The sequence below is a fragment of the Sphingomonas sp. genome, assembly GCF_045810705.1.
Classification (GTDB): Bacteria; Pseudomonadota; Alphaproteobacteria; order Sphingomonadales; family Sphingomonadaceae; genus Sphingomicrobium.
Genome location: NZ_JBJMVI010000019.1, coordinates 276,962 through 302,921, shown reverse-complemented (window position 1 = coordinate 302,921; position 25,960 = coordinate 276,962). Strand labels below are relative to the sequence as shown.

General features: G+C 65.5%; 25 protein-coding genes. 12 read left to right on the top strand and 13 right to left on the bottom strand.

Annotated features, from left to right (window positions below):
* Positions 1 to 9: 9 nt before the first annotated feature.
* The 3 genes from ACJ8FR_RS11055 to dapA are packed head-to-tail and all read right to left on the bottom strand — an operon-like array spanning position 10 to position 1,922.
* Positions 10 to 564 carry a DUF2062 domain-containing protein gene (locus ACJ8FR_RS11055; protein WP_407828677.1) on the bottom strand — a complete coding sequence of 185 codons (555 nt, stop codon included), beginning with the start codon at positions 562 to 564 and terminating at the stop codon, positions 10 to 12.
* The gene (smpB, locus tag ACJ8FR_RS11050) at positions 557 to 1,039 is read right to left on the bottom strand and encodes an SsrA-binding protein SmpB (RefSeq protein ID WP_407828676.1); all 483 of its coding nucleotides are present in this window, start codon (positions 1,037 to 1,039) and stop codon (positions 557 to 559) included. The genes ACJ8FR_RS11055 and smpB overlap by 8 nt, the downstream gene beginning before the upstream one ends.
* Before the next feature lie 7 nt (positions 1,040 to 1,046).
* Positions 1,047 to 1,922, bottom strand: a complete 876-nt coding sequence (gene dapA / locus ACJ8FR_RS11045; protein ID WP_407828675.1) for a 4-hydroxy-tetrahydrodipicolinate synthase — start codon at positions 1,920 to 1,922, stop codon at positions 1,047 to 1,049.
* Positions 1,923 to 1,999: 77 nt separating this feature from the next.
* Between dapA and ACJ8FR_RS11040 the strand changes: the two genes are divergently transcribed.
* Together ACJ8FR_RS11040 and greB are read left to right on the top strand one after the other, a co-directional pair.
* Positions 2,000 to 3,964, top strand: coding sequence for a lytic transglycosylase domain-containing protein (locus tag ACJ8FR_RS11040; RefSeq protein WP_407828674.1), 1,965 nt, complete (start codon positions 2,000 to 2,002; stop codon positions 3,962 to 3,964).
* A gap of 12 nt (positions 3,965 to 3,976) precedes the next feature.
* On the top strand, positions 3,977 to 4,453 hold the full coding sequence (greB, locus tag ACJ8FR_RS11035; protein WP_407828673.1) for a transcription elongation factor GreB: 477 nt from the start codon (positions 3,977 to 3,979) through the stop codon (positions 4,451 to 4,453).
* Here greB and ACJ8FR_RS11030 read toward each other — a convergent pair.
* Both ACJ8FR_RS11030 and aspS read right to left on the bottom strand, forming a co-directional pair.
* On the bottom strand, positions 4,450 to 5,166 hold the full coding sequence (locus ACJ8FR_RS11030; RefSeq protein ID WP_407828672.1) for a polyphosphate kinase: 717 nt from the start codon (positions 5,164 to 5,166) through the stop codon (positions 4,450 to 4,452). The two genes, greB and ACJ8FR_RS11030, sit on opposite strands and share 4 nt — an antisense overlap.
* 52 nt (positions 5,167 to 5,218) lie before the next feature.
* The gene (gene aspS / locus ACJ8FR_RS11025) at positions 5,219 to 6,991 is read right to left on the bottom strand and encodes an aspartate--tRNA ligase (RefSeq protein ID WP_407828671.1); all 1,773 of its coding nucleotides are present in this window, start codon (positions 6,989 to 6,991) and stop codon (positions 5,219 to 5,221) included.
* Positions 6,992 to 7,106: 115 nt separating this feature from the next.
* On the opposite strand from aspS, the gene rnd reads away from it, so the two are divergent.
* A complete protein-coding gene (rnd, locus tag ACJ8FR_RS11020; RefSeq protein ID WP_407828670.1) occupies positions 7,107 to 8,294 on the top strand; it encodes a ribonuclease D in 1,188 nt (395 codons plus the stop codon).
* Complete coding sequence (locus tag ACJ8FR_RS11015) at positions 8,287 to 8,619, top strand: I78 family peptidase inhibitor (protein ID WP_407828669.1); 333 nt, start codon at positions 8,287 to 8,289, stop codon at positions 8,617 to 8,619. Before rnd ends, ACJ8FR_RS11015 begins: the two co-directional genes overlap by 8 nt.
* Here ACJ8FR_RS11015 and ACJ8FR_RS11010 read toward each other — a convergent pair.
* Positions 8,616 to 9,239, bottom strand: coding sequence for an HdaA/DnaA family protein (locus tag ACJ8FR_RS11010; RefSeq protein ID WP_407828668.1), 624 nt, complete (start codon positions 9,237 to 9,239; stop codon positions 8,616 to 8,618). The two genes, ACJ8FR_RS11015 and ACJ8FR_RS11010, sit on opposite strands and share 4 nt — an antisense overlap.
* Positions 9,236 to 10,525, bottom strand: a complete 1,290-nt coding sequence (locus ACJ8FR_RS11005; RefSeq protein WP_407828667.1) for a heavy-metal-associated domain-containing protein — start codon at positions 10,523 to 10,525, stop codon at positions 9,236 to 9,238. Before ACJ8FR_RS11005 ends, ACJ8FR_RS11010 begins: the two co-directional genes overlap by 4 nt.
* 65 nt (positions 10,526 to 10,590) lie before the next feature.
* Between ACJ8FR_RS11005 and purM the strand changes: the two genes are divergently transcribed.
* From purM to cls, 4 genes are read left to right on the top strand one after another with little or no spacing between them, the layout of a single operon-like run.
* On the top strand, positions 10,591 to 11,682 hold the full coding sequence (purM, locus tag ACJ8FR_RS11000) for a phosphoribosylformylglycinamidine cyclo-ligase (protein ID WP_407828666.1): 1,092 nt from the start codon (positions 10,591 to 10,593) through the stop codon (positions 11,680 to 11,682).
* Entirely contained in the window at positions 11,675 to 12,640 is a 966-nt protein-coding gene (purN, locus tag ACJ8FR_RS10995; RefSeq protein ID WP_407828665.1) for a phosphoribosylglycinamide formyltransferase, read from the top strand. The genes purM and purN overlap by 8 nt, the downstream gene beginning before the upstream one ends.
* A 55-nt stretch (positions 12,641 to 12,695) precedes the next feature.
* Positions 12,696 to 13,205: a hypothetical protein gene (locus ACJ8FR_RS10990; protein ID WP_407828664.1), complete on the top strand. Its 510-nt coding sequence runs from the start codon at positions 12,696 to 12,698 to the stop codon at positions 13,203 to 13,205.
* Between the two features lie 45 nt (positions 13,206 to 13,250).
* Positions 13,251 to 14,693: a cardiolipin synthase gene (cls, locus tag ACJ8FR_RS10985; RefSeq protein ID WP_407828663.1), complete on the top strand. Its 1,443-nt coding sequence runs from the start codon at positions 13,251 to 13,253 to the stop codon at positions 14,691 to 14,693.
* 6 nt (positions 14,694 to 14,699) lie between these two features.
* Here cls and ndk read toward each other — a convergent pair whose 3' ends face one another.
* The 3 genes from ndk to ACJ8FR_RS10970 all read right to left on the bottom strand — a co-directional run bounded on the left by ndk (position 14,700) and on the right by ACJ8FR_RS10970 (position 17,122).
* A complete protein-coding gene (ndk, locus tag ACJ8FR_RS10980; protein ID WP_407828662.1) occupies positions 14,700 to 15,122 on the bottom strand; it encodes a nucleoside-diphosphate kinase in 423 nt (140 codons plus the stop codon).
* A gap of 76 nt (positions 15,123 to 15,198) precedes the next feature.
* Positions 15,199 to 15,636, bottom strand: a complete 438-nt coding sequence (locus ACJ8FR_RS10975) for a DNA polymerase III subunit chi (RefSeq protein WP_407828661.1) — start codon at positions 15,634 to 15,636, stop codon at positions 15,199 to 15,201.
* A 13-nt stretch (positions 15,637 to 15,649) separates the two neighbouring features.
* Complete coding sequence (locus tag ACJ8FR_RS10970) at positions 15,650 to 17,122, bottom strand: leucyl aminopeptidase (protein ID WP_407828660.1); 1,473 nt, start codon at positions 17,120 to 17,122, stop codon at positions 15,650 to 15,652.
* Between the two features lie 199 nt (positions 17,123 to 17,321).
* On the opposite strand from ACJ8FR_RS10970, the gene ACJ8FR_RS10965 reads away from it, so the two are divergent.
* Genes ACJ8FR_RS10965 through rsmA form a run of 4 tightly spaced genes read left to right on the top strand, consistent with a single transcriptional unit; the run spans position 17,322 to position 22,780 of the window.
* Entirely contained in the window at positions 17,322 to 19,484 is a 2,163-nt protein-coding gene (locus ACJ8FR_RS10965) for an LPS-assembly protein LptD (RefSeq protein ID WP_407828659.1), read from the top strand.
* A 58-nt stretch (positions 19,485 to 19,542) separates the two neighbouring features.
* Entirely contained in the window at positions 19,543 to 20,913 is a 1,371-nt protein-coding gene (locus ACJ8FR_RS10960; RefSeq protein ID WP_407828658.1) for a peptidylprolyl isomerase, read from the top strand.
* 29 nt (positions 20,914 to 20,942) lie between these two features.
* On the top strand, positions 20,943 to 21,947 hold the full coding sequence (pdxA, locus tag ACJ8FR_RS10955) for a 4-hydroxythreonine-4-phosphate dehydrogenase PdxA (RefSeq protein WP_407828657.1): 1,005 nt from the start codon (positions 20,943 to 20,945) through the stop codon (positions 21,945 to 21,947).
* On the top strand, positions 21,944 to 22,780 hold the full coding sequence (rsmA, locus tag ACJ8FR_RS10950) for a 16S rRNA (adenine(1518)-N(6)/adenine(1519)-N(6))-dimethyltransferase RsmA (protein ID WP_407828656.1): 837 nt from the start codon (positions 21,944 to 21,946) through the stop codon (positions 22,778 to 22,780). The genes pdxA and rsmA overlap by 4 nt, the downstream gene beginning before the upstream one ends.
* Here the strand turns inward: rsmA and ACJ8FR_RS10945 are convergent.
* Genes ACJ8FR_RS10945 through guaB form a run of 3 tightly spaced genes read right to left on the bottom strand, consistent with a single transcriptional unit; the run spans position 22,777 to position 25,951 of the window.
* Entirely contained in the window at positions 22,777 to 23,271 is a 495-nt protein-coding gene (locus ACJ8FR_RS10945) for a tetratricopeptide repeat protein (RefSeq protein ID WP_407828655.1), read from the bottom strand. The two genes, rsmA and ACJ8FR_RS10945, sit on opposite strands and share 4 nt — an antisense overlap.
* Positions 23,272 to 23,296: 25 nt before the next feature.
* A complete protein-coding gene (locus tag ACJ8FR_RS10940) occupies positions 23,297 to 24,475 on the bottom strand; it encodes an RsmB/NOP family class I SAM-dependent RNA methyltransferase (protein ID WP_407828654.1) in 1,179 nt (392 codons plus the stop codon).
* Between the two features lie 3 nt (positions 24,476 to 24,478).
* Positions 24,479 to 25,951 (bottom strand): IMP dehydrogenase, encoded by a 1,473-nt coding sequence (gene guaB, locus ACJ8FR_RS10935; protein WP_407828653.1) that lies wholly within the window; start codon positions 25,949 to 25,951, stop codon positions 24,479 to 24,481.
* Between the last annotated feature and the right edge of the window lie 9 nt (positions 25,952 to 25,960).

The following is a 25,960-nucleotide window of genomic DNA, read 5'->3' as shown; positions in this document are numbered from 1 at the left end:
GAACGGCGGTCATTCGGGCTTTGAGCGGCGGCGTTGCTGCCAGCGGCTCCCCGACCACAGTCGCCACCCAATCGTCGCAACGACATAGCCGATGACCGCGGCAATTGTGGCGATCGTCAGAATCCCCATTGCGATCGGCCCGGACGCCTGGTGAATCCAGAACAGCATGCGGCCGAGCTCGCCGGAAAAACGCTCGGCGGTGCCTGGATTGATCACGCTCGCGTCGTGATGGAGCTCCCACGAGCCGACGCGGTACGCGGCATAATAGAGCGGCGGGATCGTGAGCGGATTGACCAACAGGGTCAGAAGCGCCGCGACGGCGACATTGGCGCGAGCGGGAATCGCGAGGAGCGCGGCGACGAAGGTGTGCAGCACGGGGATGATGACAGCAACGAATAGCCCCACCGCCACGCCGCGCGGGACCGACCTGCGGTTCATTCGCCATAGTGACGGATGGCGAAGATGCGACGCGAACGGGCGCAGCAGTCGATATTGATCGATCGTCTCGCGGGTCGGGATATGGCCTTTCAGCCACTTGAGGAGCGAAAGGCGCGCCTCAGCCATTGCTTCTGAGCAGCCGCTGCTGCTCCCGCTTCCAGTCCCGCTCCTTCACCGTTTCGCGCTTGTCATGCACCTTCTTGCCCCGGGCCAGCGCCACCTCGACCTTCGCCCTGCCGCTCCCGTTAAAATAGACGGACAAGGGGACAAGCGTCAGGCCCTGGCGCGTGACCGCGCCGTGCAGCCTGGCGATCTCACGGTTCTTGAGCAACAATTTCCGCGGCCGCCGCGGCTCATGATTGAGGCGATTGCCGTGGCTGTATTCGGGAATGTGGCTGTTGATCAGCCAGATCTCGTCGCCTTCGGCGGTGGCATAGCTCTCGGCGATCGAGCCCTCGCCCTGGCGCAGCGACTTGACCTCGGTCCCGGTGAGCTGGATGCCCGCCTCGAACCTCTCCTCGATGAAATAATCGTAACGCGCGCGGCGGTTTTCGGCCACGACCTTTTGCTTGTCGAACGGCTGCGGAAGCGGCTTGGCCATCGCGTCGTCAGATCAGCCCCGCGTGCTCGAGCGCGGCATCGACCGCGCGCTTCGAGGCGTCCGACGCTTCGACCAGCGGCAGGCGAACATCCGCCGGAAAGCCAGGCCGCACCCGCGTCAGCGCATATTTGGTCGGCGCCGGCGAGGCATCCGTGAACAAGGCGGCGTGGAGCGGATAAAGCCGGTCCTGCAGCTTGAGCGCGTCGTCCCAGCGCGCTTCCTTCATCGCTCCTTGGAACTCGGCGCAGAGCTTCGGCGCGACATTCGCGGTGACCGAGATGCAACCGACACCGCCCATCGCGTTGAAGCCGAGCGCCATGTCGTCGTTGCCCGACAACTGGATGAACTCTTCGCCGCACGCGAGCCGCTGGGCAGACACGCGTCCGAGGTTGCCCGTTGCATCCTTCACCGCGACGATTTTCGGGTGCTTTGCGATCTCGGCCAGCGTTTCGACCGAGATGTCCGCGACCGTGCGGGAGGGCACGTTGTAGACCACGATCGGCAAGGGCGACGCATCCGCGATCGCGGTGAAATGCGCCGCGAGCCCGGCCTGGCTCGGCTTGTTGTAATAAGGCACGACGACCAGCGCCGCATCGGCCCCGACGTCGGCCGCGGCGCGAATGCGCTCGATCGAGCCGGCCGTCGAGTAGGTTCCGCAGCCAGCGATCACCGGCACCCGGCCCTTCGCGACCTGGACCGCGTGCGCGATCAGTTCGCGAAGCTCGTCGGCGCTCAGCGTCGGCACCTCGCCGGTCGTCCCGCACGGCACCAGCGCATTCGAGCCCTCGGCGATCTGCCATTCGACGAACTCGACGAATGTGTCTTCGGCGACACGGCCGCCCGAAAATGGCGTCACAAGCGCCGGAATCGAGCCGAAAAACATGAACTTGCCTCCTTGGAGGAGCGTTAAATTGCGCGCCGGGCCAGCGTTCACGGCCTGATAAGGAGCGGGACGGCAAGATGTCCAGCATGTGGCGTGTCGCTGTGATCATTCCGGTGCTGCTGGCCACCGCGCCTTCGAGCTCCGCGCAATATGCGCCGCCGGCGAGTTATGCCGCCGTGCCCGTTGGCGCACCAGGCGTCTCCTCGTCCCTCGGGTTGTGGCGCACGCTTCGCCAGAGCAGCAATTACCGTTTCAGCGATTATGCGGGCTTCTTGATCGCGAACCCGGACTGGCCCGATGCGGCCAGGATGCGCGGCTGGGCCGAACGCGCCATGCAGCCGGGAGAGAATCCGGCGACGGTCCTCGCCTTCTACGCTAGCCTAAAACCGAAGACGGGGACCGGCTGGGCAAGGCTCGCCGATGCTTTTGCCTCCGTCGGCCGGTCGGCCGACGCGCTCGATGCTGCACGCCGCGCATGGGGCTCGGCTGATCTCGGGCCTAACGACGAGCAGGCGATCTGGAATCGCTACGGGAGCAGCTTCACCCGCGCCGACAATGATGTACGCGTCGATGCGCTGTTGTTCGCCAAAAAGCCGGACGATGCCGCGCGTTTCCTCTCGGCGACGAGTCCTGAGCGGCAGGCGGCTTTCGCGGCGCGCGTCGCCATGCAGCAGGGCACGATCGACGCCGACAGCCGCTACCAGGCGGTAATCGGCAGCGTGACGACCGACGCCGGGCTGCTGATGGATCGTGCGCGCTGGCTTCGCGCCAACAATTATGCGGCCGCCGCGGCGCAGTTGGCGGCCCGGGATCATCAATTCACGGTCAGGCCGACCGATCCCGAACGATTCTACGACATGCTGATCCTGATCGCGGGCGACGCAGCCGCCGACCGTCAGTGGAACACGGCCTTCAATGTTGCCAGCCAGATCGACGACGTCCTGCCTGCGGGCGTTAGCGTCGCCGACCAGCCGATCGCGATCCGCGACGATTACACCACGCTCGCCTGGCTGGCGGGAACCGCCGCGCTCGACCGGCTCAACCGCCCCCAAAGCGCGATCGCGATGTTCGACCGCTACGCCCAGGCCGGGCGCTCGCTGCAAGTGCAGACCAAGGGCTATTATTGGGCGGGCCGAGCGGCGCTGGCTGCAGGCCGGCTCCAGCAGGCCAACGCCTATTTTCTCCGCGCCGCCGCTTATCCCGAGCTGTTCTACGGACAGCTCGCACTCGAGCGGCTCGGCCGTTCGGTCACGGCCCCGCCGGAAGCGCTGCCGCGATACGTCGCCAGCTCGCCGCAGCGCACGGCGTTCAACAATCGGAGGCTGGTGCAAGCGATCCGCCTGCTCGGACAGCAGGGCCGGTCGACCGAACAGGCCCTGTTCGTCAAGGCCTTGGCCGAGTCGCTCGACAATGACGGCGACCGCAACCTGGCAGTCCAACTCGGTCAGCAGATCGGCCGTGACGATCTTGCGGTGTGGACGTCGCGCATGGCGCGGGTGAAGGGGTCGGCCTTCTACGTCCGCCAGGCCTATCCGACGCTGCGCACCTCGGTTTCGGGCGAGCTGTGGTCGCTCGCCCACGGCATCAGCCGACAGGAAAGCTCGTTCGACCCCTATGCGGTCAGCCACGCCGGCGCGCGCGGCATGATGCAGCTGATGGTGGGTACCGCGCGCGAGCAGGCCGGCAAGATGGGTGTCGGCTTCGACAGTTACCGGCTAATCAGCGATCCCAGCTACAATGTGATGATCGGCTCGGCCTATTTCCGGCGCATGCTCAACATCTGGGGCGGCAACGTCCCGCTCGCCGTGGCCAGCTACAACGCCGGTTCCGGAAATGTCGGCAAGTGGGTCCGGCAATATGGCGACCCGCGCGGCCAGGTCGACGTGCTCAAGTGGATCGAGGCGATCCCGTACACCGAAACGCGCGCCTACGTTCAGCGCGTGATAGAGAATAGCGTCGTTTATGATTCGCTGCGGTCGAACCCGCCGCAGCAGGCGGCGGTCCACGTCTCCCGCTACCTTGGGAAGGACCGGCCGGCCTGATACGCAGCTGGCGTGGCGGACCGTTTCATCACACCCGGAGGGCTCGCGCGGATCCGCTCCGAATATGACGAATTATTCGCGGTCGAGCGGCCCAAGGTCGTCGAAACCGTCTCCTGGGCCGCGTCGCTCGGAGATCGGTCCGAGAACGCCGATTACATCTACGGCAAGCGACGCCTACGCGAGATCGATCGCCGGCTGGCGCACCTCGCGCGGATCATGAAGCAGGCCAAGGTGGTCGATCCCGCCGCCCAGCCGACGCGGGATCAGGTGAGGTTCGGCGCCACCGTCGAATTGGCCGATGAGGACGACAACCGCCGCAGCGTCACGATCGTCGGCGACGACGAAACCGATGCGTCGGCCGGACGGATCGGCTGGAGCGCTCCCATTGCCCGGGCGCTGATCGGCGCCAAGGTCAGCGATGAGCGCATCGTACGCCTGCCCGGCGGCGAGAAAAGCTACGAGGTGATCGCGATCCGCTATCCCGGCTAAGCCACGCGAGGGCTGGTCACGACCTGTGGCAGCCGGGCCGGCATAGCCTTCGACCAGGCCTCGGCCACCGCTTCGAGCGCGGCAAGCGCCGCCTGCTGTTCGTCGTCGCCATCGATCGTCCGCCACGGCGACCAGCGCGTGTCGGTGTTGCCACGCAATTGCTCCAGCGCGGTCTGGTACGCAGGCTCGTCGGCGCGGATGTAGTCGTCATCGGCACCCCGCACCCGCCAGGGACTTTGCCGCCGGCGCGCGACGCGCTGCTCCTGCACGTCGGCGCTGACGTCGAAGTAGAGCTTGACCAGCAAGGTGCCGTAATCGCGCTGCTGCGCCTCGAACTCGTTGATCTCGTCGAATACGCGCGGGATCGTTTCCTCGGCTGTTCGGCCAAGCACACGATCGTCGAGCACGCGGCGGTACCAGCTGCGGAAGAAGATCGTGGTGTTTCCGGCGCTTGGCAGTTGGCGCCAGAAGCGGGCCAGCCAATGCCCCTCGCTCGCCTCCCGCCGATCGAACGGCGTCGAATGGACGGTGAAATGGCACGGATCGAACGCCGCCGTGAGTTCCCTCAACGCGAACTTCTTGGCCGAGCCCTGGAGCCCTTCGAACAGGATGATTGCTCGACGGCCGTGCGCAATTTGCGGCAGCTGCAGCTCACCGACATGCTCGCGGAGCGCCGCGAGCGTGTCATCGCGCTGGGTTGTCCATTCCGCCACAAGGCGAATTTAAACGCCGCCGGCGCCGCGAACAATCGCTAACTGGCGTTGCTCAGTCCGCGACGATCTTGATGTGCAGCTCCTTGAGCTGCTTGGGCAGCACCGGTGACGGCGCGTTCATCATCAAGTCTTCCGCCTTCTGGTTCATCGGGAAGAGGATGACTTCGCGGATGTTGGGTTCGTCGGCGAGGAGCATGACGATGCGGTCGATGCCCGGGGCCGAGCCGCCGTGCGGCGGAGCGCCGAACTTGAACGCGTTGATCATGCCCGAGAAGTTCGTGTCGACCTCGTCGCGCGAATAACCGGCGATCTCGAACGCCTTGTACATGATGTCCGGCCGGTGGTTGCGGATCGCGCCCGAGCTCAGCTCCACCCCGTTGCAGACGATGTCATATTGCCAGGCGAGGATCTCGAGCGGGTCCTTGGTTTCGAGCGCGCCCATCTCTCCCTGCGGCATCGAAAACGGGTTGTGGCTGAAGTCGATCTTCTTTTGCTCTTCGTTATATTCGAACATCGGGAAGTCGACGATCCAGCAGAAGCGGAACTGGCCCTTTTCTATGAGCTCGAGCTGCTCGGCGACGCACGTGCGCGCAGCGCCGGCGAGCCTGACGGCCTCCGCTTCCTTGCCCGCGGCAAAGAAAATGCCATCGTCCGGGCCAAGGCCCATCTCCTCGGCAAGGCGGTTCATCCCCTCTTCGCCGTGGTTCTTGGCGATCGGTCCGCCCCACTCGCCGCTTTTGCAAGTCGCATAACCGAGGCCGGCGAAGCCTTCGCTCCGCGCCCACTCGTTCATGTCGTCGAAGAACTTGCGGCTCTTCTCGGCTGTGGCTGGCGCCGGGATGGCGCGGACGACCCCGCCGCCGTCGGCGATCTTGGCGAACAGACCGAAGCCGGAGCCTTTGAAATGCTCGCCGACGTCGCTGATCAGCAGCGGGTTTCGCAAGTCGGGCTTGTCGGTGCCGTATTTGAGCAGCGCTTCCTTGTACGGGATACGCGGAAATTCGCCCGCCGGCGTGACCGTGCGACCGTCGGCGAATTCCTCGAATACGCCCGACAGGACCGGCTCGATGGCCGCGAACACATCGTCTTGCGTCACAAAGCTCATCTCGAAATCGAGCTGGTAGAATTCGCCGGGGCTGCGGTCGGCGCGCGCGTCCTCGTCGCGGAAGCACGGGGCGATCTGGAAATAGCGGTCGAAGCCGGCGACCATGATCAGCTGCTTGAACATCTGCGGCGCTTGCGGAAGCGCGTAGAACTTGCCCGGGTGGACGCGGCTCGGAACGAGATAGTCACGCGCGCCCTCTGGCGAGCTCGCGGTCAGGATCGGCGTCTGAAACTCGGTAAAGCCCTGGTCGACCATCCGCCGCCGGATCGACGCGATCACCGCCGAGCGCAGCATGATGTTGGCGTGAAGCTGATCGCGCCGGAGGTCGAGATAGCGGTATTTGAGGCGGATTTCCTCGGGGTAGTCCTGCTCGCCGAAGACGGGCATCGGCAGTTCGGTCGCTGCCGACTGTACCGTCACTGAAGTGGCGCGAATTTCGATCTCGCCCGTCGGGAGGTTCGGATTTACCGTCTCAGCCGAGCGCGCGACCACTTCGCCATCCACCGTAACCACCGACTCCACGCGGAGCCGATCGAGCGTCTTGAACGCCGGCGATTCCGTGTCGGTGACGATCTGGGTGATTCCGTAATGATCGCGCAGGTCGACGAACAGCAATTGGCCGTGGTCGCGCTTGCGATGAACCCAGCCCGACAGGCGGACTGTCTCGCCGACGTTGCTCAGGCGCAACGCCGCGCAGCTGTGGGTACGATAGGCGTGCATGAGGAAGTCCAGCCCGTTCGCGATAAAATTGTGGAGAATGACGCGCGCCGCGCTTCACTGGAGCGAACCCTTTTGTCAACCGGCGAGGGCCCCGCTAAAGCCCATCGCAAGACTCATGCGTATCCATCCCCTGATTACCAAGTCGGACGAGCTGAAGGCCCTGGTGGGCCGTCTCTCCGAGCACCCGTTCATCGCCGTGGACACGGAGTTCATGCGGGAGAATACCTATTGGCCCGACCTCTGCCTGATCCAGGTCGCGAGCACCGACGAAGCGGCGGCGATCGATCCAAAAGCCGAGGGCATAGACCTCAAGCCCCTGCTCGATCTGTTCGTCAAGAACGAGGAAGTCCTCAAGATCTTCCATGCCGGCGGGCAGGATCTGGAGATCATCCACAATTTGACCGGCAAGGTCCCGCACCCGCTGTTCGATACGCAAATTGCCGCGATGGCGCTCGGTCACGGCGAGCAGATCGGCTATTCCAATCTGATCGAGAGCCTGCTCGGCCACAGCCTCGACAAGGGCGCGCGATTCACCGACTGGGGCCGGCGGCCGCTCGACAAGCGCCAGATCGATTATGCCATCGCCGACGTCACCCATTTGGCCACGGTGTTCCCGCGCATGGTCGAGAAGCTGAAGAAGACGGGCCGCGGGGCTTGGCTCGACGAGGAGATGGAACGGCTCGCGGACCCGTCGAGCTTCGCCTTCCCGCCAGAGGATGCGTGGAAGCGGCTGAAGCTACCGAGCCGCAACGCGACCATTCTCGGGCGGCTAAAGGCGCTCGCCGGGTGGCGCGAAACCGAGGCGCGGCAGAAGAACTTGCCGCGCGGCCGGATCATCAAGGATGACACGCTCAATGAAATCGTGCTCCATCCGCCAAAGACGCAGGACGATCTGGGGCGCATCCGCGGGCTCTCCTCGGGGTGGAAGACCAACGACATCGGCGCCCGCCTGATGGGCGCGATCCAGGGCGCGAAGCCGCTTGGTCCCGACGAAATGCCCGACCGCGAGCCGCGGCGTCCCGGGCTCACCAAGGATGCAGCGCTGGTCAGCGACCTCCTCAAGCTGCTGCTCAAGATCCGCTCCAAGGAGACGGGCGTCGCGGCGAAGCTGATTGCCCGTTCGGACGACCTGGAGGCGCTCGCCGCCGGCGTTCGCAAGAACCTCAAGATCCTTTCGGGCTGGCGCTTCGAGCAATTCGGCAAGGATGCCCTCGACCTCGTCGAAGGGCGGCTCGCGTTCGGAATCGAAAGCGGCAGGCTGAAAATGAACCGGGTTGTCGCCAAGGAGACGGTCGATGCGTAGAATCGTGGCTCCCGTCGCGGCGTTGCTCGCAGCCTGCGCCGTCAACCCGCCACCCACCTCAGCCGGAGCCCTTGAGGGCGGCCCGCCGCAACCGACGCCCGTCCATGGAGTCACTCCAGGGCACAAATGCGAGGCGACCGGAACCGACCGGTTTATCGGCCAGCCCCGGACGAGCGCCACAGGCACCGCAATCAAGCGCGCGACGAAGGCTGCGGTGCTCCGCTGGTCGCCACCAAACACCTTTCTGACGATGGATTATCGCGAAGATCGCGTCACCGTCTGGCTCGACGGCAACAAGAAGATCACCAAAATCCGCTGCGGCTAAGCGGCTTCGCCGATCATGCGCGCGTCGATCAGCGCGCGGCGGATCGTTGGCAGCGACAGCCGCGCGCGCTCCGCAATCGCATAGCGGTCGACCGCTTCGACCGCCCGTTCGATCGTCCAATAATCGCGGTGCAGCCGATCGGACATGAAGCGCAGCGCATCGCCGGGGATGTGCAGGCCGCGGTCGGCGAATTGAAGCTGGATCAGCGCCGGAAAGAGCACGTCGTCCGGATGATGGATCCGCACAACCGGTGTGATTGCGAGACGCGTCTTGAGGTCCGGCAAGCGCGGGCTCCAGGCCGGCGGCACGCCATCGGCGACCATGATCAGCGGGCGACCCGTGTCCTGGGCCTGGTTCCACGCGTGGAACAGCTCCTCCTCGTCGCGCCGGTCAGCTTCGTCGAATAACCGGCCGCCGACGCGCTCGATGAAGCTGCGCGCGAGCAATGTTCGTCCCGATCGCCGCGGGCCGGTGAGGATGGTCGCCTTGACCGGCCACAAGCTAAACTTGCGGAAATGGTCGAACGCGTCCTGATTGGCGGCCGAAACGATGAAGCGGGCGTCGCCATCGCTTTGCGGCCAGTCGAGCGGGAGCGCGATCTGGTCCGGCCCCTGCTTCATGGCCGCGGCGTTGCCTGATTGGTGGTTGGCTGTGCGTTCTGGGCTGGAGGCTGAGCAGGCGGCGGCTGAACCGGCGGGGGCGGCAGCGCCGGCGGCTTTTCCGAATTCGAATGCATCCGGACAACGGTTCCCGCGAAGTCGACCACCCAGCCGCGGCTGCTGAGCGCCGCGGCAAGCTGTGAAATATCGCCTTTATATTGCACCAATATGTAGCTGGTGCCGCCCGGATTGATCTGCTGCGGAGTGGCCGAAGCAATCCCGGGCAGCGTGCGCAGATGCGCCATCGCGAAATTGTAGACCGTGACATTGTTCCCGGTGACTTGCACCTGGACCGCGGTCAGGGCGTTCGCCGCGGGTCTTGTCTCCACCGGCAGCTCTGGCAACACCGGCGGCGGCGGCAAGTTGAGCGACGGGTCGCGCGACAGCCTTCCTGCCGCCAGCGCCTGTGCGTAAAGTTGGTCGATCCGCTGCGCGCCCTGCGCCAACATCGCGGGGATTGCATCACCGTTCGGTGCGGATAGCGTGAAGCCGCCGATGATTTCATTGTCAGGCCCGTGACGAGCGATGAATCGCCCTCGCGCCGGGCCGCCGGGATAGAGCCGTTGCAGCTGCACCTCGGCGACGAGCACATCGGCCGCTCCGTACATTTCAAGCAGGCTTCGCCACCAGCCCCGGCCCGGCCGCGCGGTTTGGGCGGCATTGATGAGCAAAGGATCGGCGCCCATGCCGCTGACGCGGACATAATCGATCGGGCTCTGCGAGGTGCGGAACTGAGCCCAGGCGCGCTGCCAGGCGTTGCGCTGCTCCACCGTGGTCGCGGTCCCACCCGAGACCATCACCGGGATCAGCAACATCGGCACGGATCGCTCGACCTGCCCTCCCTCGACGCCGAGGAAGGGCGCCGCGCGCACGCGATCGAACAACACACCGAGGTCGGCGATATAGCGGGTGGGTCCGATCTCCTCGCGCTCGACATTGATCGAGCTGACGATCTGGTCGAGCGTTCCGTCGGGAAGCGTCGGCGCCTGGCCGATGGGCGCATTGTGCATTTTCGCCCACAGCAACTTGAAGCCTTGTCGCTGAGCGACGCGCCAGCCGGCATAGCGCGCGCTCTGGGCGTCCGCACCGCCGACGTCGACGTGGATTCCGCCGATCTCCAGCGTGTTCGAGCTGTCGAGCGGCGGGATACCCCGTTCACCGGTCTCGAGTTGCGCGAACAGCACCCCGCCAATGCCGGCAAAGGCGAAGAGCACCATGAGGGGGACGGCGATATGGCGAGGCAGCATTCGCGCCGCCTTTTGGCGACAACGGCGTGGAAATCCAAGCGGCTTGTCTCTACTGCCCCTCGCGGATGAGTGAGAAGCCCCTGACCTATGCCGACGCCGGCGTGTCGATCGATGCCGGTAACGCGCTGGTCAGGGCCATCGGGCCCCTCGCCCGCTCGACCGCGCGTCCGGGTGCCGATGCCGAGCTCGGGGGGTTCGGCGGGTTCTTCGACCTAAAGGCCGCCGGGTACAGCGATCCGCTCCTCGTCGCCGCCAACGACGGAGTCGGGACCAAGCTCAAGCTGGCGATCGAGACGGGACGTCACGACGGCGTCGGCATCGATTTGGTGGCGATGTGCGCCAACGACCTTGTCGTGCAGGGCGCCGAGCCCCTGTTCTTCCTCGATTATTACGCGACCGGGAAGCTCGACAGCGAAGTCGCGAGGGAGGTGGTGGCATCCATCGCCGAGGGCTGCCGCCGCGCCGGCTGCGCGCTGATCGGGGGCGAGACGGCGGAAATGCCGGGCATGTACGCCGCGGGCGATTACGATCTGGCGGGCTTCTGCGTCGGCGCGGTCGAGCGTGACAAGGTGCTGACGGGCGTCGAGATCAAACCCGGCGACCTGATCCTCGGCCTCGCCAGCTCGGGGGTGCACAGCAACGGCTTTTCGCTGGTGCGGCGGATCATCGAGCAGGAGCGCTGGGACCTCGAGCAGACCTTCCCCAGCCTCGGCAGATCGCTTGGGGCGGCCCTGCTGGAGCCAACTGTGATTTATGTCCGCCGCTTGCTCCCGCTGGTGCAACGCCGACGCATCAACGGTCTCGCTCACATTACTGGGGGCGGACTTCTCGAGAATATTCCGAGGGTTCTGCCTATTGGTTGTCACGCGGTCGTAGATACTGGTCAATGGGAGCTACCCGCAATCTTCGCCTTGCTGCAGCAGGGCGGACGCATCGCTCCCGAAGAAATGGCGCGGACCTTCAACTGCGGGATAGGCATGGTCGCAATTGTCTCCGCGGACGCCGCCGAGGCCGTCGCGCGGGAGTTGGAAGGCGCAACGGAGGAAGAGGTGTTCGAGATCGGCCGAATTGAACCAGGCCGCCGCGGCTGCACCGTCAGCGGGTCGGCCGGGACATGGAACGCAGCGGAGGACTGGTCCGCGACTCACCATGTCTGAGCGAAGCCGCGTCGCAATCCTGATTTCCGGGCGCGGGTCGAACATGGCCGCCCTGATCTATGCCGCGCGCGCCGCCGATTGCGCTTATGAGGTCGTGCTGGTGACCGGGGACAGGCCGGACGCACCAGGGCTGGACCTCGCGGACGCGGAAGGCATTCCGACCGCCCGGTTCCCTCGACCCGCCGCTAAGGACAAGAGCCAGTTTTTCGAGGCGCTGACCGAGGCGCTTGAGGCGGAACAGGTCGACCTCATCGCCCTCGCCGGATTCATGCGCATCATCCCCGCGGATTTCGTCGAGGGCTGGCGCGGGCGAATCCTCAATATCCATCCCTCGCTGCTGCCCAAATACAAAGGCGTCGGCACGCACGAGGCGGTGCTGGGAGCCCGCGAGACATCGACTGGTGCAAGCGTTCACCTCGTCTCCAACGAGCTCGATTCGGGGGAAGTCCTCGGCCAGGTCGAGGTCGCGGTGTTGCCCGGAGACGATCCGAAGACGCTGGCTGAGCGCGTGCTCATCGCCGAACATCAGCTCTATCCCCGAATCCTGTCCGAATATGCGGCGCGCCCGTTCAACTCCGAATGGATCGAAGGCCAGGTCGACGGCCTCGCACGGCAACTGCCGGAAGTGGGGCGGAAAACCAGCCACGGATCGCCCGGATGGTCGGTCGGCGGAGAGAAAGGCAAGCTATTCGCGATCATCGCCAACCATCATCATGGCGAGGACGCGGTCGGGCTGCTGATCAAGGCTAGCGGCCCCGACGAGATGACCGGCCTTATAGAGGCGCAGCCGGACGTCTATTATTGGCCGAAATATTATGGCGCTAGCGGCTGGCTGGGCGTGAAGCTCAATCGCCGCGACGTCGACTGGGGCCAGGTCCGCGACTGGCTCGAGCGAAGCTGGCGAGCCTGCGCTCCGCCGCGGCTCACCAAGTTGATGCGCGCGGCGGACGAATTCTGATGCCGTGCCAATGGAAACTTGCGGCCCTCGGGCGCTTGCTCGAAGCTGGCCGACGATGAGCGAAACCGAATCACAGGCGCGCCGACGGCGCTGGATCAACCTTGGCGAGCTGATTGCGATCGCAGCCTTGGTCGTCTCGGGGCTTGGCGTGTGGATCGCCTGGAAGAATACAAATCAGGACAAGCCGACACGCGTGGTCGAAGAGAGATCCGCCGTGCCCCTGGCGCTGCGCGGCACCGCAGACAGCGACGGGCGAAGTCTCACGATCATGCCCGCGGACCCCGCGCACGCGCTGCAATCGCTGCGCCTGTCGATCAAGGGCGCCGCTCCGATCGACGTCGGCAGTGACGGGCGTCTCTCCGCGACCGATGTGGCGGTCGCGCTCAAGGACCGGGAGAAAGAACCGAAGGACGTCGCCCGCAGCGTGCCAGTGCGGATCGATGCGCGCTATGTCGAGCGAGGATCCGACCGTCGCGGCGGCGGCACCTACGTCCTGCGCTATAAATGGGAAGGCGGCGGATTGTTCGGCGGCCGCTCGCTTCGGCTGCTCGCGCTGGCCCGTTAGTCGAATCGCTGGACAGCCGCGCGCGGATGTGCGGCTGTGGCGGCCATGAGGCCGTTTGAATCGATCGGGACGAGCGTCCTCGCAATCGCCGAAGCGACCGTGTTCATCCGCGCGATTCTTCGACCGCACCGCGAGCCCGCTTCAAGGATCGCCTGGGCTGTCGTCATCGTCGCCCTGCCCGTGGTGGGCGTCCTCGCCTACCTGTTGCTCGGTGAGGTCCGCATCAGCCTCAGGCGGCGCCTGCGCGGCCGCGAGATCGAGGCGAGGCTGCCCCGGCCGTCGGGCGACGGAACGCTCGCCGAGAAGATCGGCGCCGGCTTCTATCGCGCGCCCTTCGCGCTCGGCCGGAGCATCAATCGCCTGGCGCCAACCAGCGGCAACAAGGTCAGCCTTGCCGCCGACAGCAATGCAGCGATCGACGAGATGGTTGCGGACATGGATGCCGCAACGTCGACCGTCCATTTGTGCGCCTATATCTGGCTCGCGGACAATAACGGCTGCAAGATCAAGGACGCGCTGGTGCGCGCGGCCGGGCGCGGCGTCGCGGTCCGCGCGCTCGCCGACGCGCTGGGTTCGCGCCGGTTGATCCGTTCGCGCCACTGGCGCGAGCTTGCGGTGGGCGGCGTCCAGGTCCGCGTGGCTCTTCCGGTCGGCAACCCGTTGTGGACCTTCATCCGCGGCCGAGTCGACCTCCGCAATCACCGCAAGCTGCTGATCGTCGACAACCGCGTCGCCTGGTGCGGGAGCCAGAATTTCGCCGACCCCGAGTTCCGCATCAAGCCGCGCTACGCGCCCTGGGTCGATGTGATGAGCCGCTGGGAAGGCGCGGTCGCTCGGCATTGCCAATATCTGTTCGTGTCGGACTGGATTGGCGACGGTGGCGACGACATCAGCGGGCTGCTGGCCGAAACGCCCGCAAAGCACGCCGGGAGTGGCGGCGGCGCGATTGCCCAGGTTATCGGGACGGGCCCGACGGTGAGCTTCGATTCGATGCCGTCATGCTTTGCCGAGCTGATGCACTCGGCACGCGAAGAGCTGGTCGTCACGACGCCCTATTTCGTGCCCAACGACCAGGTGCTGTTCGCGCTTACCTCAGCCGCCCGCCGCGGAGTGAAGGTCGTCCTCGCCTTGCCCAAGCGGAACGACAGCATCGTCGTCGCGGGGACCAGCCGAAGCTATTACCAGGACCTGGTCGCCGCCGGCGTCACGCTGTTCGAATATCGCCGCGGGCTGCTCCATGCCAAGACGATCGTCGTGGACCGAAAGATCGGACTCATCGGATCCGCCAACCTCGACCGCCGCAGCTTCGAGCTCAATTTCGAAAACAACATCCTGTTTGCCGATGAGGGCTTCGCATCTGTGCTCCGCGCACGGCAGGACGAATATCTGGCCGATTCCGACCCGGTCACCCAAGCGGTAGTCGACGGCTTCGGTATCTTCGGGCGACTGTGGCAGAACAGCCTGGCGATGATGAGCCCGATTCTTTGAGAGGGCTCAGCCGACGATTTCGTCGGGCTTGAAGAAGAAAGCGATCTCGGTCGCCGCGTTCTCGTCGCTGTCCGAGCCGTGGACCGAATTGGCCTCGATCGATTCCGCATACGTCTTGCGGATCGTTCCCTCGTCGGCCTGCGCCGGATTGGTGGCGCCCATCACCTCGCGGTTGCGCAGGACGGCATTCTCGCCTTCGAGCACCTGGACCACGACCGGACCCGACGTCATGAAGGTGCAGAGGTCGTTGAAGAACGGCCGCTCCTTGTGAACCGCGTAGAAGCCCTCGGCCTGGTCGCGGGTCATGCGGATGCGCCTGGAGGCGACGATGCGCAGCCCGGAGTCCTCGAGCATCTTGGTCACCGCACCGGTCAGGTTGCGGCGGGTGGCGTCGGGCTTGATGATCGAAAAGGTGCGCGTCACGGCCATGACCGGGCGATCTCCTGTGATTGACGGGTGTGGAATTGGTCGGGCGCCTAGCCGTGCGTGCGCCCGGCTGCAAGCCTCACCCCTTCTTCACCCATTTGCCGCCCTCGCGCGCCCAGTAACGGCGCTCGATCCCATCTCGGCCGGCGAGCAGCTTCCACGCCAGCCGCGCGCCTTCCAACGCCTCATCGTCGAACAGGTAGAAGCTCCGGTCGTAGGTCAGCGCCGCCTCGCGCCACAAACCGTCGACGATCAGCATGTTGCGGGCTTGGTTGGGAGCGTCCGGGCTGGTCGACAGCAGGATCGGCTGGCTCGCGTCGTCGGCGCCACCCGCCACGCCGTGGGGCAGGAAGCTCGACGCGCCCTGGTCCCACAGCATCCGATCAAGGCGAGCAAGATTGGCTTCGTCCTCGCCCACGATCAGCAGGCGGCCGTCACCTTCCAATATCTTTTCGGCGAGCGTCGCGATCACCTGCTCCGCGGGCGTCCCGGCAAGGTGGTAGAAGTCGACCTGCACTTGTTGTTCCGGTTCAGCGCTCCAGCACGTCGGCGACATATTGGTCGAGCAGCCGCACACCGTACCCTGTCGCACCCTTGTCGTATGTCGACGCGGCCTTGTCCGACCAGGCCTTGCCGGCCATGTCGATATGCGCCCATTTGACGCCGTTCTCGACGAAGCGCTGGATGAACTGCGCCGCGGTAATCGAGCCGCCTTCGCGCGGCCCGACATTCTTCATGTCGGCGATGGGCGAATCGATCAAACGGTCGAAGCTTTCCGCGAGCGGCATACGCCACAATTTGTCGCCCGACTGATCGCCGGCCACCTGAAGCTTGGCCGCAAGCTCGTCGTTGTTCGAGAACAGGCCCGCCCATTCGTGGCCGAGGCTGATGAGGATCGCCCCGGTCAGCGTGGCCAGATCGATGATGGTCGCGGGCTTGTAGTTGCGCTGGACGTAGGTGATGGCGTCGCCGAGCACGAGCCGGCCCTCGGCATCGGTATTGATCACCTCGACCGTTTGCCCCGACATAGTGGTGACGACGTCGCCGGGACGCTGCGCATTGCCGCCCGGCATGTTCTCCACCAGCCCGCAAATACCCACGATGTTGGCCTTGGCCTTGCGGAGCGCGAGCGCCTTCATCGCGCCGACCACGGCGCCGGCGCCGCCCATGTCCCACTTCATCGCTTCCATGCCAGCGGCCTGCTTGATCGAGATGCCGCCGGTATCGAAGGTGACGCCCTTGCCGACGAACGCGGTCGGCTGGCCACCGTCGCCTGCACCTTTCCATCTCAGAATCATCAGGCGCGCTTCGCGGACGGAGCCCTGCGCGACGCCGAGCAGCGCACCCATGCCGAGCTTCTCCATCGCCGTTCGGTCGAGGACCTCAATCTCAAGGCCGGTGCCATCGACCGCAGCGCGGACGCGCTCGACGAAGGTCTCGGGATAAATGATGTTCGCGGGCTCGGTCACCAGCTCGCGAGTCAGCGATACGCCCTCGACCACTGGCGCCCAGCGCTGATCGTAGCGCTGCGCCGCGCCGGCATCGCCGCCGACAACGACGATCTCGTCGAGGGTTGGCTTCTGATTGTCCTTGAGCTTGGTCCGATAGCGGTCGTAGCGCCACGACCGCAGCGCCGCCCCAAGTCCGACGCGCGCCGCCGCGTCAGCATCGTAGCCGAGCCCGGAAAGGTCGATGACGGCGGTCTTCTCGCCCGACGTCTGGAGCCGCGCGGCCGCAGTTCCGCCCAGCTTCTCGGAAGTCTCGCCGCCCGAGGCGCCCGCGCCCACGCCAACGACCAGTAGCCGACGGGTGCTGCCGTTATCGTCGATAAATTGCTCGGAGACACTCGACGCCTCGCCTTCGAAACGCTGGCGATCGAGCGCCGTGCTCACCGTCTGCTGCGCAGCGTCGAGCACGGCCAGCCCCGAACGGTCCTTGCCCGCAACAGGGACCACGAGCGCATGGTCGCCCTGCGGTCGGGCGTCTGCGAAACGAATTTGCATTGGCTAAATTCCTGAATGGGCGAACATCTGCTGCGCCTTTAGGATGCTCGCCGAAACTTGGCAAAGCAGCGCCCCAGCCGAGTTTCGGGCGATTGTCGCCACGCCTGCGAGGTGCGATAGGCACGCTTGAGAGGCGTCATCAAAGGGTCGGGGCGAATAAGCGTTGCGCGCGAGATTGGTCTGGTGGTCGGCGCTTCCGATGTTGCTAACGCTTCCGGTCCCGGCGGCGGCGCAGGACAGCTCTACGCCGCCGACAGCCGCGCAGAGCGAAACCGTCACGTTCAGCGCTGACCAGGTCACCTACGACAGCAATGCCGACCTTGTGACCGCGAGTGGTGATGTCCGGATGAACCGCGACGGCAACTACCTCGCCGCCGACGAAGTCGTCTGGGATCGCAAATCGGGCGAGGTGCGCGCGCGCGGCAAGGTCGTGTTGCTAACGCCGCAGGGTGACAAGCTGGTTGGCGACGACGTCCAGCTGACAGACACCTTGCGCGACGGGACGGTCGACAATCTTATGGTCGTGCTCGAAAGCGGGGGCCGCATCGCGGCGAGCCGGGGGACGCGGCTGAACGGCGTGTCGACCTTCGCCAATGCGATCTACTCGCCATGCCCGGTCACCACGGCGACCGGATGTCCCAAGCGGCCAAGCTGGTCGATCACCGCGGCGCGGGTGATCGATGACCCCAACAGCCCGCGCATCCGGTTCGAAGGCGCGAGGCTGCAGCTGTTCGGACTGAACCTGCCGCTGCTCCCGGTGTTCAACATCGCCAAGGGCAACGAAGGCGTGACCGGCCTGCTCATCCCCGACATCGCCCTCTCCAGCCGCAACGGCCTCGAGCTCGCTTTGCCCTACCATTGGCAGATTGCGCGCAATCGCGACGCGACGGTCACGCCGCATGTCTACACCGCCGTGCTTCCGGCAATCGAAGCGAAATACAGGGAGCTCAACAGCCTGGGCGCGTTCCAGGTGAGCGGGTTCCTGACCTACGGAACGATCGACAAGCTAAGCTCGACAACCCCGCCCACGGCTCGAGGGTTCCGGGGCTATGTCGACGCCAACGGTCGCTGGCAACTCGATCCGGCGTGGACGGTCACGGCCTCGCTCCGCGCCGCGAGCGACAAGACGGTCACGCGCAGGTACGACCTGACGAACGACGATCGTTTGCGCAACGTCATCAACGCCGAGCGGATCACGCCCGATAGCTATGTCTCGATTGCCGGCTGGGTGTTCCAGGGGCTGCGCGTCGACGATCGCCAGAAGCAAATCCCGATCGCATTCCCGGCGATCGACGCCCGCTTTCGTCTCGACGATGTCGCCGGCGGCCATGTCGAACTGCAGGCGAACAGTCTTGCTATCGAACGGATCGAGGGACAGGACACGCAACGCGCTTTCATGAGCCTTCGCTGGGACCTGAGGCGGATCACGCCCTGGGGTCAGGAACTGACGCTTACAGCGTACGGCCGAGGCGATCTTTATCATACGCAGGGCGCCGAAGACACGACCGTCGCGATCTATCGCGGCACCGACGGTTGGCACGCCCGAGCGATCGGCGCCCTCGCCGCGGACGTCAAATGGCCGTTCATCGGCTCTCTGTTCGGTGGCATCCAGCAGCTCGTTCCCCGCGTCCAGCTGGTCCTCACTCCGCCGACCGCGAACATGGACATCCCCAACGAGGACGCCCGTTCGGTCGACCTCGAGGACAGCAACCTGTTCGCGCTCAACCGCTTCCCCGGCTACGATCGTTGGGAGGATGCATCGCGCATCACCTACGGCGTCGACTGGTCGCTCCAGCGGGGGAACCTGTCGATCGCGAGCACCGTCGGCCAGAGCTATCGGTTCGGCAGCCTGCGCGATATTTTCCCCGAAGGTACCGGGCTCACTGGGCGCGTGTCGGACGTCGTAGGGCGCACCCGCTTCCGCTACGGCCGCTTCATCGACATCACGCATCGCTACCGCATCGACAAGAACAATTTTGCGGTCCGGCGAAACGAGATCGATCTCACCGTCGGAACGACCCAGACCTATGCCCAGATCGGCTATCTCAAGCTCAACCGCAACATCGACCCGGCGATCGAAGACCTGCGCGACAAGGAGGAGCTTCGCGTGGCCGCGCGGATCCTGTTCGCGCGCTACTGGTCAGTGTTCGGTGCCAGCGTGATCGATTTGACCGACAGGACCGAGGACCCGCTCTCGCTCGCGAACGGCTGGCAGCCCGTCCGCAACCGCCTCGGCATCGAATATGAGGACGATTGTTTGCAGCTTGGCGTAACCTGGCGACATGATTATGAGCAGATCGGCACCTTCCGCAAAGGCAGCACCTTCGCCATTCATTTGGCTTTGAAGGGCGTGAGCCGCTAAGCCTGCGTTCAGCGGGCCAGCAGCATGGCAGACATTGGGAAATAAGGAAAATTCGATCGTGGCAGCAGGTTTTGGAGTGACAAAGGCGCGTCTGTGGGTTGTCGCCGGGGCGGCAATGATTGCGGCCGGCAGCGGCGCGGTCGCGCAAGATGCCGGGCAGGGTCAAACTCAGCAGCAGCCGAGCGACACCAACAGCGCGCAATCACTGAAGCTGCCGCAGAATGCGCAGATATTCGGCAATGCCATGCCCTCGATCATCAAGGCGACCGCGATCGTCAACGGCGAGGTCATCACTCCGACCGATATCGAGCTTCGGCTCGCGTTGCTGGTCATTTCCAATGGCGGGCAGATTTCCCCTGAGGAGGCCCAGCGTCTCCGGGATCAGGTGCTGCGCAACCTGATCGATGAAAATCTCCAGATCCAGGCGGCCAAAGCCGACAAAATCGAAGTCAAGCAGTCGGACATCGACCGCACCATCCAGCGCGTCGCGGCCAACGTGAAACAGACACCGGAACAGCTTGCCGCCTACCTTGAGGCGAACGGCTCGAACATCAAATCGATGCGCCGTCAGATCGAGGGCGAAATTGCCTGGCAGCGCCTGCAGCACGCGAAAATCGAGGTCAGCGTCGGCGACGATGAGGTGAAAGCCGTCCTCGACAAGATGACCGCCTCCAAGGGGACCGAGGAGTTTAAAGTCGGCGAGATTTTCCTTTCTGCCACTCCCGCAACGGAGTCGCAGACGCTCGACAACGCCAACAAGATTCTCGCCCAGCTTCGGCAGGGCGCGTCGTTCGCCGGCTACGCGCGGCAATATTCGGAAGCCTCGACGGCGGCGGTCGGCGGCGACCTCGGCTGGGTCCGCCCCGAGCAGCTGCCGGCCCCTTTGGCGACCGTGCTTCAGCAAATGCCCGCCGGCGCGATCAGCAACCCGATCCAGGTACCAGGCGGTTTCTCGATCCTCGCCGTCCAGGACACTCGCAAGATTCTGACCGCCGATCCGCGCGACGCGATCCTCAGCCTCAAGCAGGTTTCGGTGGCCTTTCCGAAAGGTACGGCCCGCGCAGCCGTCGAGCCGATCGTGGCCCGTTTCGCCGAAGCCGCGCGGAGTATCGGCGGCTGCGGCGGGGCCGAGAAGCTCGCAGCGGAATTCCATGGTGAAGTCGTCACCAGCGACCAGGTGAAGATGCGCGACCTGCCGCCGGCGCTGCAGCGGCTCATGCTGCCGATGCAGGTCGGGCAGGCGACTCAGCCGTTCGGCTCGCTCGAGGAGGGTATCCGGACGCTGGTCATCTGCGGCCGCGACGAACCCAGTTCCACCGCCCCAAGCTACGACGACGTCTATAATCAGCTGAACGATGAGCGGGTCAATTCGCGCGCGCGGCGTTACTTGCGTGACTTGCGCCGTGATGCGGTGATCGAATTCCGCTAATCCGCGTTTTCGGTTAAGGGCCGCTGGCAATGGCTCGCGCGCCCCTTACCCCGCTTGCCGTTTCGCTTGGCGATCCAGCCGGTATCGGCCCGGAAGTCATCTCCAAATGCTGGGATAATCGTTCGGCGTTCGCGCTGCCGACTTTTGTGGCGATCGGCGATCCCCGGTCGATCGCGGCCGTATGGGATGGTCCGATCGAGCTGGTCGAGGATCCGCGACAAGCCGACGCCGCGTTCGACTATGGACTGCCGGTGATCCAGCTCAACGCGCCGCGCTCCGATGTGCCGGGCCAGCCGAGCGTCGCAGGGGCCCACACGTCTCTCGACTCACTGGAAATCGCCGTGGGGCTCGCGCGCTCGGGCTCAGCAGCGGCGGTCGTCACCGGACCGGTCGCCAAGGAACAGTTGTACGCGATCGGTTTCTCACACCCCGGCCAAACCGAATTCGTCGCCGAGCGCTGCGGCGTATCGCCGGGAAATGTCGCGATGATGCTTGCCGGGCCGACGCTGCGCACGGTGCCGGTCACAACCCACCTGCCGCTAAGCGAGGTGTCTCGACATCTCAACAGCGCGCTGATCGAAGCGCGGGCACGAGCCGCGCTTCGCGGACTTGAACGCAACTTCGGGATTGTCGAGCCGCGCCTCGCGGTCTCCGGCCTTAACCCGCATGCGGGTGAAGGCGGCCAGCTCGGGCGCGAGGAGATCGAGATCATCGCGCCGGCAATCGCGGCGCTCGCCGCCGAGGGTTGGCGGGTGACCGGCCCCCACCCTGCAGACACGATGTTCCATGCTCGTGCCCGTGCCAATTACGACGCGGCACTATGCATGTACCATGACCAGGCCCTGATCCCGATCAAGGCCCTCCACTTCGAGGATGCGGTCAACGTGACGCTTGGCCTGCCGATAGTACGCACCGCACCCGACCACGGAACGGCTTTCGATATCGCCGGTCAGGACCGCGCCGACCCGCGGCCCATGGCTGCTGCGATCCGGATGGCGGCCGAGAGCGCGGCCCTGCGCGCGCAAGCCCCTTGAGCGGTCCGGCCGAGCCGCCGCGCCCTGAACCGCTGAGGGAGGTCATCGCGCGTCACGGGCTCAGCGCAAGCAGAGCGCTTGGACAGAATTTCATCCTCGACCGCCAGTTGCTCGAGCGGGTCGCGGCCATACCCGGGCCGCTTATCGGTGAGCGAGTCTATGAGGTCGGCCCTGGACCCGGCGGACTGACCCGCGCCTTGCTCGACGCGGGGGCGTCAGTCGTTGCGGTCGAGCGCGATCGCCGCTGCATTCCCGCGCTCGCAGAGCTTCAGGAGTCTTCAGGGGACCGGCTCCAGATCATCGAAGCCGACGCACTGACCGTCGACGAGCCTGCGATTGTCGGCCGGGGCGCCCACGTCGTCGCCAACCTGCCCTACAACATCGGCACGGCCTTGCTGCTCAAATGGCTAGGTGGCGACTGGCCGCCATGGTGGTCGTCTTTGACATTGATGTTCCAGAAGGAGGTCGCCGAGCGAATCGTCGCTGACCCCGGCAGCGCCGCTTACGGACGCCTATCGATCGCCGCGCAGTGGCGGTCGCGCCCGCGTCTCGCGATGACCGTAAACCGGTCGGCCTTCGTGCCACAGCCGAAGGTAACCTCGGCCGTGGTTCACATCGTTCCTGCCGATCAGCCGGAGGACGTGGACCCACGCGTAATTGAGCGCCTGACCGGAGCGGCGTTCGGCCAACGGCGAAAGATGCTCCGCTCAAGCCTCAAGCAGTTCCCCAGCGCGCTCGACGCGCTCGAGCAGCTGCGAATCGACCCGCAACGACGGGCCGAGACGCTCAGCGTCAATGAATGGATCGCAGTCGCTCGCGCGCTGAGCAGTTAGTTCGACTTCGTGCTTTGCGAAGCCTTGGCAGCGGCCACTGTCGGGCCGCGGCTGATCGCGCCCGAAAGCTGAGCGATTTGCGGACAGCCGCCCTTACAAATCGTCTGCAGCTTTTGGAGATTTGCCTGAGCGCGTGCGATGGCACCCATCTCGACCATCGCCTCCCCCTGCACGGCAATTGCGTCGGGATCGTTGGGTTCGAGCATCAGCGCCTTGTTGGTCATGCGGATCGCCTTGCCGAACAAATGCTGCTTCTCGGCCACGCGCGCGATATCGACGAAGGCGCCACGGTTGCGTGGATCGACGGCAAGGGCGGTCTCGAGCGCATCCTCAGCCTGTTCGAACTTGCCCGCGGCGACCAACTCGCGCGCCTGACGTTGCAGCTCCGCCGACTTGGGCAGAATCTGGTCGTCGGCACGCTGACTCGCGGCGGGCGCGGCGAGTGCAAAGGCACCGACGCCGATCAGCAGTAAGCGGAGAAAGGACTGCATCAAACTCTCCATCAACCGTCGTCGCCTAGCATGCACGCAGCAGCCGCGCGACGAAAAATCCATCGGTTCCGTCATACGCCGGCGTCAGCAGCGTGCCCAGACCGTCCGAACGCCCCGCAGCAATGGGCGACGCCTCACTAATCCACGATGAATGGGTGTGGAGGAAGGCATCAATCTGCGCTGCCCCTTCGCGGGACAGAAGCGAGCACACGGCGTAAACCAGGAGGCCGCCAGGCTTCACCAACTCGGCCGCCATGTCGAGCAGCCTTTTCTGAAGCGCGACGACCTGGTCTAGCCGCTGAGGCGTGAGGCGCCAGCGGCCTTCCGGATTGCGGCGCCAGGTTCCGCTTCCGGAGCAAGGCGCGTCGACGAGGACGAGGTCTGCGGACGCGCGCCAGTCGGCAAGCTCGTCGAGCTCGGCCGGCGGGCTGAGCAGACGCGTCTCGATTCGGGCGCCAGCCCGCTGGGCGCGAGGCGCAAGCTTTGAAAGCCGCTGGCGGTTGCTGTCGGCCGCGAGGATCGTTGCGCCCGGCGCCGAAGCGGCCACCGCCAGCGATTTCCCGCCCGCGCCCGCACAAAGGTCGACGATACGTTCATCGCCGTCGTCCACTGCGCAAGCGAGCGCGATTAGTTGACTCCCTTCGTCCTGCACCTCGACGAGCCCGGCAGCATATGCAGGATGATCGTCGACACTGGTGTCCGAAGGCAGGCGTATGCCCCACGGACTCAATCGGGTCGGCTCGGCGGCCTCGAACTCCTTCAAGAGGTCATCGCGCGATGCCCGTGCGACGTTCACCCGCAAATCGAGCGGCGCGCGTTCGAGCAGCGCGGGCCATTCCGCTTCGCTGACCAGCGGAGACAGATCGGGGACGAGCCACAGAGGGACAAGAGCCGCCTCTGCGGCCTCTTCTCCTGCCTCGATCGGGTTCGGACCGCGCGGTAGGCCGAACAACTCGAGCAACGCGCCGTCGTCCTGAGCGAGGCCGAGAATGGCAGAGCGCCCGCCGGTGGGTCGCTCTGCCGACCGCCGGATCGCGCGAAACGCCAATTCGCGCACCGCTCGGCGGTCCTTCGAGCCCGCGTAGCGCCGCTGCTTGAAGTATCGCGTGATGATGCTGTCCGCCGGCGGCCCGTCATCGCGCGCCGACGCGATTACCTCGTCGAGTATCTCGATTGCCGCCTGCAGGCGCGCCGCGGGCGTCATGGTCTAACGCGTGGGATAGTTCGGCGCCTCGCGCGTGATCGTCACGTCGTGCACGTGGCTCTCCGACAGGCCGGCGTTGGTGATTCGCACGAACTTCGCCCGCCGCTGAAGCTCGGCGATCGTGGTCGATCCCGTATAGCCCATGGCCGCCTTCACCCCGCCGACCAGCTGGTGGATGATGTCGCGCACCGGGCCCTTGTATGGCACCTGGCCTTCGATGCCCTCGGGCACCAGCTTGAGATGATCTTTGATGTCCTGCTGGAAATAGCGGTCGGCAGAACCGCGGGCCATCGCTCCGGCCGATCCCATCCCACGATAGGATTTATAGCTGCGGCCCTGATAAAGGAACGTCTCTCCAGGGGCTTCCTCGGTACCGGCTAGGAGCGACCCGACCATCACGCTCGACGCGCCCGCCGCCAGCGCTTTCGCCACGTCACCGCTGGTGCGGACGCCACCATCAGCGATGATCGGCACGCCATTAGCTGCCCGCGCCGCATCCATGATCGCGGTAAGCTGGGGAACTCCCACACCGGCGATAATCCGGGTCGTGCAAATTGATCCCGGCCCGATCCCCACCTTGATCGCATCGGCGCCCGCATCGGTCAGTGCCTTGGCGGCGTCGGCCGTGGCAACGTTTCCGGCGACGACCTGTACCGAGTTCGACAGGGCCTTCACCCGCTCGACGGCAACACCGACGTCGCGATTGTGACCGTGGGCGGTGTCGATCACGATGCAGTCGCAGCCCGCCTCGATCAGCGCTTCCGAACGGGCGAAGCCGGCATCGCCCACCGTCGTCGCGGCAGCGACGCGCAGGCGCCCCTCGCCGTCCTTGGTCGCGAACGGCGCCGCGACCGACTTTTCGATGTCCTTGACCGTGACCAGCCCGACCAGGTGATCGCCCTCGTCGACGACCAGGAGCTTCTCGATCCGCCGTTCATGCAGGATCCGGCGTGCAACCTCCTCGCTGGTTCCCAGCCCGACGGTGGCAAGGTTGTCCCGAGTCATAAGCTCGCTGACGGGCTGGCGCGGGTTCTCGGCGAACCGAACGTCGCGGTTGGTGAGGATGCCGCAAAGCTTGCCCGAACGGTCGACGATCGGAACGCCGCTGATGCGGTGCGACTTCATCAGCTCCAGGGCCTCCGCCAGCGTCTGGTCGGGGCGCATGGTGATCGGATTGACCACCATGCCGCTCTCGAAGCGCTTGACCTGCCGCACGGCCGCCGCCTGCTCCTCGACGCTAAGGTTGCGGTGGAGGACACCAATCCCCCCGAGCTGCGCCAGCGCGATCGCCATGTCCGCCTCGGTCACCGTGTCCATCGCCGAGGACAGGATCGGAATGTGCAGCGGGATTTCGCGGGTGAGAAAGGTGCGCGTGTCCGCCTGGCTTGGCAGCACAGTCGACTCAAGCGGCTGCAGCAGGACGTCGTCGAACGTCAGTCCGAGCGGGATGTCAGCGGCGTCGGTGAGGTGGGCCATATCGGCCCA

What these genes read in the sequence shown, in the direction of transcription:
- guaB (WP_407828653.1), bottom strand. Translation starts at nt 25,951, where the DNA reads ATGGCCCACCTCACCGACGCCGCTGACATCCCGCTCGGACTGACGTTC.
- ACJ8FR_RS10940 (WP_407828654.1), bottom strand. Translation starts at nt 24,475, where the DNA reads ATGACGCCCGCGGCGCGCCTGCAGGCGGCAATCGAGATACTCGACGAG.
- ACJ8FR_RS11040 (WP_407828674.1), top strand. Translation starts at nt 2,000, where the DNA reads ATGTCCAGCATGTGGCGTGTCGCTGTGATCATTCCGGTGCTGCTGGCC.
- ACJ8FR_RS10965 (WP_407828659.1), top strand. Translation starts at nt 17,322, where the DNA reads ATGTTGCTAACGCTTCCGGTCCCGGCGGCGGCGCAGGACAGCTCTACG.
- ACJ8FR_RS10945 (WP_407828655.1), bottom strand. Translation starts at nt 23,271, where the DNA reads ATGCAGTCCTTTCTCCGCTTACTGCTGATCGGCGTCGGTGCCTTTGCA.
- purN (WP_407828665.1), top strand. Translation starts at nt 11,675, where the DNA reads ATGTCTGAGCGAAGCCGCGTCGCAATCCTGATTTCCGGGCGCGGGTCG.
- ACJ8FR_RS11055 (WP_407828677.1), bottom strand. Translation starts at nt 564, where the DNA reads ATGGCTGAGGCGCGCCTTTCGCTCCTCAAGTGGCTGAAAGGCCATATC.
- pdxA (WP_407828657.1), top strand. Translation starts at nt 20,943, where the DNA reads ATGGCTCGCGCGCCCCTTACCCCGCTTGCCGTTTCGCTTGGCGATCCA.
- dapA (WP_407828675.1), bottom strand. Translation starts at nt 1,922, where the DNA reads ATGTTTTTCGGCTCGATTCCGGCGCTTGTGACGCCATTTTCGGGCGGC.
- purM (WP_407828666.1), top strand. Translation starts at nt 10,591, where the DNA reads ATGAGTGAGAAGCCCCTGACCTATGCCGACGCCGGCGTGTCGATCGAT.
- ACJ8FR_RS11010 (WP_407828668.1), bottom strand. Translation starts at nt 9,239, where the DNA reads ATGAAGCAGGGGCCGGACCAGATCGCGCTCCCGCTCGACTGGCCGCAA.
- ACJ8FR_RS10970 (WP_407828660.1), bottom strand. Translation starts at nt 17,122, where the DNA reads ATGCAAATTCGTTTCGCAGACGCCCGACCGCAGGGCGACCATGCGCTC.
- rnd (WP_407828670.1), top strand. Translation starts at nt 7,107, where the DNA reads ATGCGTATCCATCCCCTGATTACCAAGTCGGACGAGCTGAAGGCCCTG.
- cls (WP_407828663.1), top strand. Translation starts at nt 13,251, where the DNA reads ATGAGGCCGTTTGAATCGATCGGGACGAGCGTCCTCGCAATCGCCGAA.
- ndk (WP_407828662.1), bottom strand. Translation starts at nt 15,122, where the DNA reads ATGGCCGTGACGCGCACCTTTTCGATCATCAAGCCCGACGCCACCCGC.
- ACJ8FR_RS11005 (WP_407828667.1), bottom strand. Translation starts at nt 10,525, where the DNA reads ATGCTGCCTCGCCATATCGCCGTCCCCCTCATGGTGCTCTTCGCCTTT.
- smpB (WP_407828676.1), bottom strand. Translation starts at nt 1,039, where the DNA reads ATGGCCAAGCCGCTTCCGCAGCCGTTCGACAAGCAAAAGGTCGTGGCC.
- ACJ8FR_RS10990 (WP_407828664.1), top strand. Translation starts at nt 12,696, where the DNA reads ATGAGCGAAACCGAATCACAGGCGCGCCGACGGCGCTGGATCAACCTT.
- aspS (WP_407828671.1), bottom strand. Translation starts at nt 6,991, where the DNA reads ATGCACGCCTATCGTACCCACAGCTGCGCGGCGTTGCGCCTGAGCAAC.
- ACJ8FR_RS11015 (WP_407828669.1), top strand. Translation starts at nt 8,287, where the DNA reads ATGCGTAGAATCGTGGCTCCCGTCGCGGCGTTGCTCGCAGCCTGCGCC.